The following is a 12,221-nucleotide window of genomic DNA, read 5'->3' as shown; positions in this document are numbered from 1 at the left end:
GTAAGTTTGTCATTACCTTTACCACCGGATAAAGATTTACCTGCTACGGTTTGAGCTTGGGTGGTCTGGCTGAGGAGTTGACCTTGCTGGTTATACAAATAACTAACAACTGCATCTATAGTGCCATTGCTGTTTTTATCTATATCTGCTGAGGCCAGTTTGCCATTTGCGTTGTAATTGTAGCTGGTAACTTGGTCAGCAAGTCCATCATGATTGCTATCTAGTATCTCGGCGGTTAGTCTGCCGTTAGTATCGTAACTATAAAAAGTTGATTCATCAATTTTGCCATTATTATTCTTGTCTACTAGTTGTGTGGTTAATTTGCCATTGGCATCATATTTGTAGCTAATTACTTCATCAGCGATGCCATCAAGATTATTGTCAATTTGTACAGAAATCAGCTTGCCACTAAAGTCATAGGCGTAGCTGGCTGTTTTATCAATTACGCCATCGTTGTTTGTGTCATACTTAGCGGATGCGCGTCCAAATGTATAGCTTGCAATAGTCTCAGCTTTGCCGTCGCCGTTAGTATCAGTGCTATCAGATATTAAATTGCCGTTGCCATCATATGTATAATTTTTGATATAATCAGCTTTGCCATCGCCGTTATCGTCACGAATTTCAGATGTTAATTTGCCGTTGGCATTATATGTAAAACTTCCGATGTAATCGGCTTTGCCATCGCCGTTATCGTCACGAATTACGGATATCTTTTGACTCTCGGCATTATATGTATAGGTTGTGATCTCATCAGCTTTACCATCGCCGTTGTTGTCATGGCTTTCGGATGTCCGGTTGCCTCTGGCATCATATGTAAAGGTGGCACTTTCATCAACTTTGCCGTCGCCGTCATAGTCAAAGCTTTGGGAGGTTAAATTGCTGTTGGCATCATATGTATAGGTGGTAATAGATTCAGCTTTGCCGTCACCGTTGTTGTCATAGCTATAGGATGTCTGGTTGCCTCTGGCATCATATGTATGGGTTTCGATTCTATCAGCTTTGCCGTCACCATTGCTGTCTGAACTGTAGGATGTCTGGTTGCCGTTAGCATCATATGTATAGGTGGTGATATAGTCAGCTTTGCCATCACCATTGCTGTCATAACTTTGGGATGTTATGTTACCGTTAACATCATATGTATAGGTGGTGATGGATTCAGCTTTGCCGTCGCCATTGCTGTCAGAACTTTCGGATAATTTGTTACCGTTAACATCATATGTATAGGTGGTGATGGATTCAGCTTTGCCATCACCATTGCTGTCAAAACTTTCGGATAATTTGTTACCGTTAACATCATATGTATAGGTGTAGATACGTTCAGCTTTGCCGTCGCCATTAGAGTCAACACTATATGATGTTTTGTTGCCATTGACATCATAGGTTGTGGTGTCTATATAATCAGCTTTGCCGTCAGCGTCAAAGTCATTACTAAATGATGTTATGTTGCCCTTGGCATTATATGTATAGGTGATGAGAGAATCAACTGTGCCGTCGTCATTAAAGTCAGAGATTTCAGAAATTCTGTTGCCCTTGGCATCATAGTTGATAATCCTTTCAGCGTTGCCGTTGTCATTATCGTCAATTCTTTCTGAGGTTTTGTTGCCATTGGCATCATATGTATAGCTTCTGAACAATTCAGCTTTGCCATCAGCCTTGTAGTCAACTCTTTCTGAGGTTAAGTTGCTGTTGGCATCATATGTATAGGTTCTAATCTCATCAACTATGCGATCGCCATTGTAGTCAGAGATTTGGGATGTTTTGTTACCGTTGGCATCATATGTATAGCTTTCGATGTTATCATCTTTACCGTCGGCTTCGTAGTCTAAGCCATAAGATATATTTTTATAGGCGTAGGTAACAACTGCGTCAAAAATTCCATCACCGTTGTTGTCATTGTTTTCGGCTATTAGGTTGCCCGCAGCATCGTAAGTGTAAGTTATTGTTGATGTCATAAACTTTTGACATTCCATAATATATCTTTGGTAATCTCTGAGTCTGTAAGTGATCGTCAAAACAGACGTTATTAGATGTATATGTACTAGTGACCCCAAAGATAATATGGTTAAAATTTTTAGGGGATTGTGATTTTGATCACAATTTTATATGATATGTTGCGTTGTTATTTGAAGCAAGTTGGTGTATACAAGAAAACTTCTTAACTTATTAATACTGGTGCTAGTTTTTAGCCAAAAAAGATTGATTATCTAGGTAGCCTAAAAGTGTAAATATCTTTAATTACTTGTACCCAACCATCAGACACAGATTCGAGGATGCGATCGCCTTTTTCTTTAGTTGCAGTTGTCGCGTCACCAATCACACCACTTTTACTGATATCTCGCGTCGTCCAAGATACAGGTAACTGACCTTCCCAACTAATTAATGTACTTTCTGGTTGTTCTGGTGGATACTCAGCAACTGCTCTGTCAAGTTTCACCTGTTCGGGTAATATTGCCAACATAATGCTAGTTTCTGCATCTCCGGCGTGCATTCCCAGTTTGGCTTCTTTAGGCGTAAGTAATTCTTTAGTAATGTTCGGCGCGCGCCAAGTAAATAAGGGAAATACTAAAAAGTCATCATACTTAACGTGCAAATCCCGCGCTGCCATTTGCATAATCTGCGGTTGTCCGCCGTGGGAGTTCATCAACACAAATTTTCTAAACCCTGCCCGGTAAATACTTTCACCTACCTCCATAATTATGGCTGTCAGCGTTTCGGAACTGAGGGTGATTGTGCCAGGAAAGTGCCAATGTTCGTTAGATTTACCATAATAGAGAGTGGGCAAAGCATAGGCAGGTATATCTGCATCTAGTTTGGTAAGGGCTTTTCCCAAAACACCAACACCAATCGCCGCATCCACAATTAGTGGTAGATGAGGGCCGTGTTGTTCAATTGCCCCTACTGGTTGGATGATCACCACATTTTCCTTATTAGGCATGGCTTGGATATCTGTCCAAGTTAAGTAGGGAAAAAAGCGTTCTGGGGGAATAAAGCTGTGCATCTTAATTTTGAGTCTTGTGAAGACTATCTACACATCAGGATATTACCAGAAGCAGGGACGCATAATAGCCACAGAACAATTAGTAAACAAGGAAAATTCTATGGTTGATGAAAATGGCTCAATCCGCACTTTATCGGTTGATATTGGTGGTAGTGGTGTCAAAGCTATGGTTTTGGATATCACAGGCACTCCTCTGACAGAAAGGGCGCGGGTAGATACACCATCCCCAGCGAAACCAGATGTAGTGATTAATGCGATCGCAGTTTTAGCTGCTGCTCAAGGTGAGTTTCATCGCGCTTCTGTGGGGTTTCCTGGTGTGGTGCGGAGCGGCGTTACAGAAACAGCCGTCAACTTACATCCCAGTTGGATTGGCTTTGACTTAGCAAAGGAATTATCGCAACGTTTAAACAAGCCAGTACGGGTAATTAATGATGCAGATATGCAAGGCATGGGCGCGATCGCCGGTAAAGGTGTAGAGTTAGTAATTACTTTAGGAACTGGGTTTGGTTCGGCTTTATTTGTCGATGGCAAACTAGTGCCGAATATGGAAATGGGACACCATCAATTTCGTAAAGAGCAAACTTACGAAGAACAACTGGGACGTGCAGCGTTAGAAAAGTATGGTGCAAAAAAATGGAACAGGCGTTTAGAAAAAGCGATCGCATCTTTGCAACATTTGTTTAATTATGATTATCTCTATATCGGTGGTGGTGAAGCGGTTAAGGTGAATTTACAATTACCCCTGAATGTGAAACTTATACCCAATGTGACGGGTTTGTTAGGCGGAATTGCCTTGTGGCGAGATTAGGAATGTAAAAAAGCGATCGCTTTAATTAGTTTAGGATAGGTACTTGCCAATTCTAGAACAGCGATCGCACTAATATTTATCAAAGTTTAGTCCTTACATCCGTGTAAGGGCTGCTACTTTTGTCAGCTTATCTTTTTCTAATCCCTGCAACTCATCGAGATGCAGCCAACCATCTTTGATCAAACCAGCAAAGACAAAGATTAAAACTGAATATCTATAATCGTATTTACCATCTATCTCGTGTCTTCTAGCACTTAAGAAATCATGTAACTGCCACATTTCATTAGGCTGTGTCATCACACTGGCTCTTTGGCGAACTTCTTGAATCACCGCCTCAATTTCTCGCTCATAGGCTTTCTCAAAGGCTGATTTAGCTATCTCTTTCTCGGTCGTAGACCATTCAACTTCACTCACTTGCATCACTCTTAAAATTTACGCAGTTACTTATTTTATCGACTTGCACCATTTGTTTTAAAAAAGAGGAGCGCCCTTGGCTAGAGAGCGCCCACACAATCATTAAAGTTGTATCTGCACAAAGCAGTTCTCTAGCGAACCAAATTTAGTAGTTCTTTAGGAGATGCCAGCAAATCAATTGCGACAAAGAAAATTTTTCCTTTAGGATTGATCAAGAACCGCCAAGCCATATTCATTCCCACAGCAGCACCAAACCACGGAGTTTGGACTTTACCAGTAACTTTGATTTGGGTATAACCATCTTCTGCGGGTTCAGAAATGCCTCGCTCTGGCAATAATTGGAGGTTTTGGCATTCTTCGTTAAAAAATCGCAGAATAGCATCTCTGCCAACGATTGGTCTTTGGAAAGGAGGTTGCAAAGCTGCATCAGGTGCGAACAATTCAATTAATGCCCCAAAGTCATTAGCATTCAGGTTGTTCATATAACTCAGCACCGTTTCATTATTAATGCCTTCAATGGTGACTTGAGTTCTTTGTGACACATCCTTAGGAGCAACCACAGGTTCAGCAACTCTGGTATAGTCGCCCAATTTGTTGGGATCAAAGCCCATATCAACTACAGCATTACGTAAGACTGTAATTTGTTGTCCTTGATCTAATTCTCGGACTGCTTGCAACACTGCTGAAGCATTGGCAGAAAGCTGATAGCCAGAGGGAATAGGTGCAACAATACCTTCATCCATCCACTGCCCAAGTTGATACCAAAATCCTAGTTTGATATTTGCAGACCAAGTAGCATAGGTACGGCAAATGGGTGTATCTGCATTGTTTGCTAGATCACACATCACCTGGCTTTGCTCAGGGAAACTCATTTTCTTAATTTGATTGAGAGTTCCTTCTGCAAACTGCATACTAGCAGCACCTGGAGCAGCAATAGTAATTGTCTTACCCATTTCAAGGTAAGCAAACCAAGTCCATGCCAGCTGATCTTCGGCACTGAGTTGCTTAAATCTAGCGATTGTAGCTGGTACAGCATCAGCTGATAGGGTTTCTGGGAAAATACCACGAGCTGAGTCAATCGTAATTGGCATATCTACTAGACCTAATTTTATTGGATTTACAACTAGCAAAAGAACAGAGCCAAGAGCATTTGCACGCTCTAGCTTCAGGAATCTGTTACAAAAATAACATATCTTTTTAATAAAAGTTAATATTTTTTAATATACGTTTCCAAAGACTTTCTTATACCGTGCCTCCTGAAAGATTTATGATTAAAATCACAGGGGAAAAATTCTTGCGGCTTCTACACGGATGCAAGCCCATCAAAGAAATAAAAAATTTGGTGCGTTGCGCTTTGTGGCAACACACCATGCAAATTTAATTCAGTACAGATTGCATCAAAGGTTGTGTTGATACATTACCTGATCGTAACCATTCTGTCAGGTCTTCTGGTGCTTTGGCTTGCTGGAGGCGATCGCGCAAATCTACACCTTCGAGAATTTCTCGTTGCAACAGTTCTTGGGCGGTTTCTTCTAACAAGTCGCGGTTTTGTTGCAAAATGCTCAAAGCAATATGGTGAGCATTATCTACAATTTGCTTAACTTCGTGGTCAATTTCTTGCGCTACTTGTGGACTAATAGCACGGCGGGCGTTACCGTAACCATCAAGAAATTGCTGTTGGGTTTTTTCAAAGGCGACAGGCCCCAGTTTATCGCTCATCCCATATAAGGTGACGTAGCGTTCCGCCAAGTCTGTAGCTTTTTGAATATCGTCACTTGCGCCTGTGGAAACTTTACCAAAGACGATTTCTTCGGCAGAACGTCCACCCAATAAGGTAGCAATGCGGCCGCGAATTTCGTCTTCAATCATCAAGAAGCGGTCTTCTTCGGGCATTTGAATTGTGTAACCCAATGCACCGACACCACGCGGGACAACGGAGATTTTTTCAACTTTACCTGCACCGGGCATCAACGCACCGATGATGGCGTGACCAACTTCATGATAAGCTACTGTCTTCTTCTCAGTTTCGTTGAGTACACGCGAGCGTTTTTCTAAACCCGCAACCACCCGTTCAATCGCTTCGTTGAAATCTGCCATTAAGACGGCTGGGCGATTGTTTCGTGCTGCTAATAATGCAGCTTCGTTGACGAGGTTAGCTAAGTCTGCACCTGCAAAACCAGGAGTTCTAATGGCGATGGTTGCAAGGTTGACATCATCAGCCAATTTGACGTTGCGTGCATGAACTTTGAGAATTGCTTCTCGACCAATTTTATCAGGGCGATCGACCACAACTTGACGGTCAAAGCGACCAGGACGGCGCAAAGCTGGATCGAGAACTTCAGGACGGTTGGTTGCAGCGATGATAATTACTCCAGTGTTGGCATCAAAGCCATCCATTTCTGTGAGTAATTGGTTAAGGGTTTGTTCGCGTTCATCGTTACCACCGACAAATCCACCAGCACCACCGCGAGATTTACCCAGCGCGTCTAACTCATCAATAAAGACGATACAAGGTGCTTGTTGTTTAGCTTGTTCAAACAAGTCACGCACCCGCGCCGCACCAACACCAACGAATAATTCAATAAATTCTGAACCAGAAATGCTGAAGAAAGGAACGCCAGCTTCCCCGGCGATCGCTTTTGCTAGTAGTGTTTTACCTGTACCCGGAGGCCCTACCAACAACACACCTTTAGGAATTTTCGCGCCTAAGTTGGTGTATTTCGTAGCATTTTTCAGGAAGTCAACAATTTCTTCGAGTTCGGCTTTGGCTTCATCTACCCCAGCCACATCAGGGAATTTTACCCCAGTGCTGCCTTCCGAATAGATTCGCGCTTTACTTTTCCCAACTGTAAGTGCAGCCGGGCCACCACCTTGACGATTAAGTAAAAAGCCCCAAATTCCAAAGAAAATTAACGGTGGCGCAACCCAACTCAACAGAGTACCAATCCAGCCATTTTGGTCTGGTAAAGGTGCAGCAAACTCAACTTTATTCTCGCGCAGAATTTTTGGTAAATCTAAATCAAGTGCAACTGGTGTCGTAGCAAATACCTGTTCTTTAGTTTTGCCATCGGGGGTTTGAGTTTTGATAGCATACTCAATGCGATCGCCACCTACAACCGCACGGTCTACTTTACCTTGTTGTACTTGAGCAATAAATTCACTATAAGGTACTTGCGGCAAGCGCGGGCCGAAAAAACTAGGAACAATAAAATTAAGCAGTAATAACAGAGTAAACAGAATTAGTAAGCTACCCCCAAACTGCTTAACTCTCGGCGGTTTGATTGGGGTTTTGTTATTTTTTTCTACAGGCATTTTGATGTATCCTCGATTAATTTTTTGTCAAAAGTCCAGAGTCAATCGTCCATAGTTAAAAAATTGATTACTATTGACTGTTGACAATTGACCAATGACTAATAAGGCAATATTTTCTGCTGAAGTTGTTGAAATAAAAATTTAACAATGAGCAAAATATACTAACCTCTAGCCTCTAGCTCCTAGCCCCTGGGATGTGTATTTATATGAATATTGTAGAGACTATTGGGTTTGCTCCAAATTCCGGTATACCCTACAGAAACAGGTAAATAGCCGTACTACTATGCAAAATCAGCTAATTTTTATTGTTAAACTACTAGTGTTATCAGCTTTGTTCTCTGTATTAATTAAGTACGTTCTACCCAGCGTACCGCTTCCTGCCACAGCGACGAATGCCTTAATTTTAGTTTTGCTGCCGAGTGTGGTTATGGCGATCGCTTTACTATGGCGATTTCAAACACAGAAGCAAAGGGAATGGGGAATAGGGAGTAGGGAGTAGGCAATAGGCAATAAGCAATAGTTAAATAACTTTTTTTATCTCCTTATTCCTAAGCACAGAAGTTTAATGTCTGATTCCTAAAGCCGCAGGCATTACCCCTGTTTCTTGTTCCCTACTATAAGTTAAAATCAGCCTGCATCAATAAACAATAGCATCACATAAACAGCTGGGAGTCAGCCTGTGAACCTTGGACAATGGATCGGCTTAATCGCTATAGTTCTATCTTTATATATATTGTGGCAAATCAAAGAAGTCTTGTTGCTAATGTTTGCCGCAGTTGTGTTAGCAACTACCTTAAATCGATTAGCAAAACGTTTTCAACGCTTGGGAATGAAGCGTGGGTTTGCCGTACTCCTTTCGGTGGTTTGCTTTTTTGGTATTGTTGTGGGTTTTTTCTGGTTGATTGTGCCACCCTTTGCCCAGCAGTTTAATGAACTAACTTATCGTGTTCCTCAAGGTTTGGAACGCTTTAATGGTTGGCTGGTTGAAATGAAAACTAGAGTTCCCAGCCAGTTAGTTCCCTATATTCCCGATGTTAATAGTTTAATTCAACAAGCACAGCCTTTAGTAAATCGGGCTTTAGGGAGTTCTTTTGCTTTTGTCTCTGGTTCTTTAGAAGCTGTCCTAAAGGTTTTACTGGTGCTAGTTTTAACCGGGATGCTCTTAGCCGATCCCTTAGCATACCGTAAAGTATTTATCCGAGTGTTTCCCTCATTTTATAGAAGGCGCGTAGACGGCATTTTAGATAAATGCGAAGTTTCATTAGGAGGATGGGTAACAGGGGCGCTAATTGCGATGAGTGTAGTAGGGCTGATGAGTGTAATTGGCTTATCATTCTTGGGTGTAAAAGCAGCCTTGGCTTTAGGCGTTTTGGCAGGATTTCTGAACTTGATACCTAATTTAGGCCCTACCATGAGCGTAATACCAGCTATGGCGATCGCTTTATTAGATGCTCCCTGGAAATCTGTAGCTGTTTTTATTCTTTACTTTTTTATTCAACAAGCTGAAAGTAATTTTATTACACCTTATGTCATGGCGCAGCAGGTTTCATTACTACCAGCTGTGACATTAATTTCTCAACTATTTTTTGTTACCTTCTTCGGCTTTTTAGGCTTATTTTTAGCCCTCCCTTTAACAGTTGTTGCCAAAATTTGGGTGCAAGAAGTATTAGTCAAAGATGTCTTGGATGAATGGGGAAATAAGCATAAGAAAGAAACTGAGTTAGTGATAATTTCTGACTCTACCCAAGCAAGAGATAATTTGTCAGAAGAGGCAGAGGAGGCAGGGGAGCAGGGGGCAGGGGGCAATAGGTAATAGGCAATAGGCAATAGGCAATAGGTAATAGGCAATAGTGAAATACATTTTCCTATCCTTTATCTCCAAGCACCGCAGGAACAATCTCTGATCCTTTAATGCCGCAGGCATTACCCCTATTGCCTATTGCCTATTGCCTGTTACTTGTTGCAAAAGTATTACATTGCTGCGGATCGCCTGTTTGAATTCCTTGCTTAAACCACTGCACTCGTTGGGCAGAACTGCCGTGCGTGAAAGATTCTGGGACTACATAACCCTTAGATTGCTGTTGTAAGCGATCATCTCCAATACTACTAGCAGCGTTCAGGGCTTCTTCGATATCACCAGACTCTAAAATTTGACGTGACTTTTGGGCGCGATTTGCCCAAACTCCCGCAAAACAATCTGCTTGTAATTCCTGCTTTACAGAAAGCCGATTTGCTTCTACCTGATCTACGCGACTTTGTTGCGATCGCACTTTCTCAGAAATTCCCAATAAATTCTGCACATGATGCCCAACTTCATGAGCAATTACATATGCTTGGGCAAAATCTCCGGGTGCTTGGTAGCGATTTTTGAGATCACGATAAAAACTTAAGTCAATATATACCTTTTGATCTAGGGGACAGTAAAATGGCCCCACTGCTGAACGCGCAAACCCACAAGCAGATTCCACTGCATCTGAATAAAGCACTAACTTTGGATCTACATATCTGTTGCCGTTTTCTTGAAATATTTGGTTCCAAGTATCTTCGGTATCAGCCAGCACCACAGATACAAAATCAGACATCTGGTCTTGGGCTGTTGTTCGCGGTGATTGGGTGACAGTGCGATCGCTTGGGTTGTTATTCCCTTCTAAAATTACCCTGGGGTCGCCACCTAACAGTGCTACAATCAACGCCAACACCACCGCCCCAATTCCACCACCAACCACAGGAGCCGAAACTCCTCGTTTATCCTCAACATTCGTACTCCGACGACCTAATTGCCAACGCATAATTATAGCTTGTCCAACTCACCAAGACAGCACAACATCAAGCAGGCAAGAAATAATCTATACCTAACTCTTGGCTATACCATTGCAATAGTATCTACTTCATGCTCTAAATTCTTCTACCTGCGGAGCAACCAGCAATAAATAAAGGTAATTCTTCAGACAGGTTGTTGAGCCTGTTGCGAGAAAGGCTTCTATCTCACAAGCAATTGATGTAGTTGCACAAACCAAACCCATCAACAATTAAGCCACACTAGGGTTACAATTTGGCGATCGCACTTCACATCAAACATTAGTCACTAACGTTTCAACATTCATAAATAACATTCGAGCGTTTGTAACAAATGCTCGAATCTTTGCTATTAACATTCCAACGTTTATCAGAAACGTTAAAGCATTTGTGACAAACAATTAAACGTTTCTTATCAATGCTTTAACATTTATCAGAAACGTTAAAGCATTTGTTACGAACAATCAAACTTTTCTTGTTAACGTTGTAACATTCATAAATAAGATTCAAACGTTTATTACAAATGCTTTGATTTTATCTATGGATAAAGCAAGCATAAGCTAATACTCGAAAGTAAGGTGTGTTTTGCCGTAGGCTAACGCACCGCCAAATATCATAATGGTGCGTTGCGCTGTGCGACAACACACCATACATTAATTACTACATTAATTACCGTTTATTGACACTCACCATTATTTAGTAAACGCTGATTGTCGTGATTTTTCATGTGCTACTCAAAATTTATCAATCGCTTAATTCCAGCCGACCGCGATAACCTGTGACGATGCGGCTACCATCCTTGAGAATGTGGATTTCTATTTGGTCGCTAGCCCAAGTAATTTGGTCGGCTAAGGCGGGGTTAAAAACATTGACTCGTTGGTTGCTGGAGGAAACAGGAGAATTGGGAGAATTAAGTGCTAGAGATTCTACAAATGGCCCATCTATTAAGATATCTAACTGTTCTAATAATTCTTGAGAACCAGGTGGTGCAGAGTCAGATTGAAGTTGCTTGAGGGTAAACCCAGTAAAAGACATAACATTTAACCCAGCAGCTTTAAGTTTGCGTGCCAAGGCCGCTAATGCAGGTGCTTGCCAAAACGGTTCACCGCCAGAAAATGTCACACCTGTGTTATTCGGTTTACTCAGAATTTGTTCCGCGAGAGTATCTACAGAAATTAGTTGATTAATCTCAAATGGCCACGACTCAGGATTAAAGCAACCCGGACACTCACGGGGACAACCTTGCACCCAAATGACAGCACGACAGCCAGGGCCATTCACTTCTGATTCATCAACATAGCCCATAATGTTCAGGTAGCCAGGGAGAATTTCTGGGAGTGTTGGTTTAGTTTCCATCTGTTTCCTTCTTGTGAAACTATAGCGACGCAATTGAAGCATGACTTTAGATTTAGTCAGCCAAGTTAGTGATGATGTCAAATTATTTTGTAAATCAATTGTCAATGCTGGTTGATTGATGTGCTGCAATTGATTTAACGAAATCACCAAGCTGTTTGGGCGGGGGGCAGAGGCAAAAGTAGTAAAAACATCCCCAAATACTTTGCTTTGGTAGCACCATGATTTATTTAGACAAAAGAGACAATATTAGTTTTGAGATGCATAAGCGCAAAAAACATGGTGTGCTAATTTAAATCTCTCACTTTTAAGCCGATTGGCGATCGCCTGACAATTAATTGCAAACCAGAATATAACTCTAAAAGTTGAGGAAATTGTGAAGAATTGGTTCTGGAGCAAATAAAAGCTGCTACAAAAATTTTGAATCTCTTGTGCCTATTAGACATCTCCGAAAACTATCAAACCTTGTTTGTGACTAGCTTATAAGGCGCAAATGCAAGCATCGCGAATTACCTAGTCTATACGCTAAAATAAGGATTT

General features: G+C 41.6%; 10 protein-coding genes. 3 read left to right on the top strand and 7 right to left on the bottom strand.

Annotated elements, in window-relative coordinates; all coding sequences use genetic code 11:
- Window positions 1-1,952: RHS repeat protein (locus H6G76_RS34525; protein WP_190710702.1), on the bottom strand; the 1,952-nt coding region annotated here is incomplete at its 3' end.
- 248 nt (window positions 1,953-2,200) lie between these two features.
- Window positions 2,201-2,998, bottom strand: coding sequence for a creatininase family protein (locus H6G76_RS34520; RefSeq protein ID WP_190710701.1), 798 nt, complete (start codon window positions 2,996-2,998; stop codon window positions 2,201-2,203).
- 100 nt (window positions 2,999-3,098) lie between these two features.
- Between H6G76_RS34520 and H6G76_RS34515 the strand changes: the two genes are divergently transcribed.
- Window positions 3,099-3,806, top strand: a complete 708-nt coding sequence (locus H6G76_RS34515; protein ID WP_190710704.1) for an ROK family protein — start codon at window positions 3,099-3,101, stop codon at window positions 3,804-3,806.
- Between the two features lie 93 nt (window positions 3,807-3,899).
- On the opposite strand, the gene H6G76_RS34510 is transcribed toward H6G76_RS34515, so the two are convergent.
- The 3 genes from H6G76_RS34510 to ftsH all read right to left on the bottom strand — a co-directional run bounded on the left by H6G76_RS34510 (window position 3,900) and on the right by ftsH (window position 7,532).
- On the bottom strand, window positions 3,900-4,226 hold the full coding sequence (locus H6G76_RS34510; RefSeq protein ID WP_199337625.1) for a hypothetical protein: 327 nt from the start codon (window positions 4,224-4,226) through the stop codon (window positions 3,900-3,902).
- 125 nt (window positions 4,227-4,351) lie between these two features.
- Complete coding sequence (locus tag H6G76_RS34505) at window positions 4,352-5,311, bottom strand: orange carotenoid-binding protein (protein ID WP_190710699.1); 960 nt, start codon at window positions 5,309-5,311, stop codon at window positions 4,352-4,354.
- A gap of 286 nt (window positions 5,312-5,597) precedes the next feature.
- Window positions 5,598-7,532 (bottom strand): ATP-dependent zinc metalloprotease FtsH, encoded by a 1,935-nt coding sequence (gene ftsH / locus H6G76_RS34500; protein WP_190710698.1) that lies wholly within the window; start codon window positions 7,530-7,532, stop codon window positions 5,598-5,600.
- Window positions 7,533-7,815: 283 nt separating this feature from the next.
- Here ftsH and H6G76_RS34495 point away from each other — a divergent pair, with 283 nt between their 5' ends.
- Window positions 7,816-8,031, top strand: coding sequence for a hypothetical protein (locus H6G76_RS34495; RefSeq protein ID WP_190710697.1), 216 nt, complete (start codon window positions 7,816-7,818; stop codon window positions 8,029-8,031).
- A gap of 180 nt (window positions 8,032-8,211) precedes the next feature.
- Entirely contained in the window at window positions 8,212-9,345 is a 1,134-nt protein-coding gene (locus H6G76_RS34490; protein WP_190710696.1) for an AI-2E family transporter, read from the top strand.
- Between the two features lie 130 nt (window positions 9,346-9,475).
- Here H6G76_RS34490 and H6G76_RS34485 read toward each other — a convergent pair whose 3' ends face one another.
- Both H6G76_RS34485 and H6G76_RS34480 read right to left on the bottom strand, forming a co-directional pair.
- Window positions 9,476-10,321 carry a neutral zinc metallopeptidase gene (locus H6G76_RS34485; protein WP_190710695.1) on the bottom strand — a complete coding sequence of 282 codons (846 nt, stop codon included), beginning with the start codon at window positions 10,319-10,321 and terminating at the stop codon, window positions 9,476-9,478.
- A 751-nt stretch (window positions 10,322-11,072) separates the two neighbouring features.
- Window positions 11,073-11,684, bottom strand: a complete 612-nt coding sequence (locus H6G76_RS34480) for a 4Fe-4S single cluster domain-containing protein (RefSeq protein ID WP_190710703.1) — start codon at window positions 11,682-11,684, stop codon at window positions 11,073-11,075.
- Between the last annotated feature and the right edge of the window lie 537 nt (window positions 11,685-12,221).

Origin of the sequence: Nostoc sp. FACHB-152, assembly GCF_014697475.1 — a bacterium.
GTDB lineage: Bacteria > Cyanobacteriota > Cyanobacteriia > Cyanobacteriales > Nostocaceae > Nostoc_B.
This window is presented reverse-complemented; position numbering and strand designations above follow the sequence as displayed.

What these genes read in the sequence shown, in the direction of transcription:
- H6G76_RS34495 (WP_190710697.1), top strand. Translation starts at nt 7,816, where the DNA reads ATGCAAAATCAGCTAATTTTTATTGTTAAACTACTAGTGTTATCAGCT.
- H6G76_RS34520 (WP_190710701.1), bottom strand. Translation starts at nt 2,998, where the DNA reads ATGCACAGCTTTATTCCCCCAGAACGCTTTTTTCCCTACTTAACTTGG.
- H6G76_RS34515 (WP_190710704.1), top strand. Translation starts at nt 3,099, where the DNA reads ATGGTTGATGAAAATGGCTCAATCCGCACTTTATCGGTTGATATTGGT.
- ftsH (WP_190710698.1), bottom strand. Translation starts at nt 7,532, where the DNA reads ATGCCTGTAGAAAAAAATAACAAAACCCCAATCAAACCGCCGAGAGTT.
- H6G76_RS34480 (WP_190710703.1), bottom strand. Translation starts at nt 11,684, where the DNA reads ATGGAAACTAAACCAACACTCCCAGAAATTCTCCCTGGCTACCTGAAC.
- H6G76_RS34505 (WP_190710699.1), bottom strand. Translation starts at nt 5,311, where the DNA reads ATGCCAATTACGATTGACTCAGCTCGTGGTATTTTCCCAGAAACCCTA.
- H6G76_RS34485 (WP_190710695.1), bottom strand. Translation starts at nt 10,321, where the DNA reads ATGCGTTGGCAATTAGGTCGTCGGAGTACGAATGTTGAGGATAAACGA.
- H6G76_RS34510 (WP_199337625.1), bottom strand. Translation starts at nt 4,226, where the DNA reads ATGCAAGTGAGTGAAGTTGAATGGTCTACGACCGAGAAAGAGATAGCT.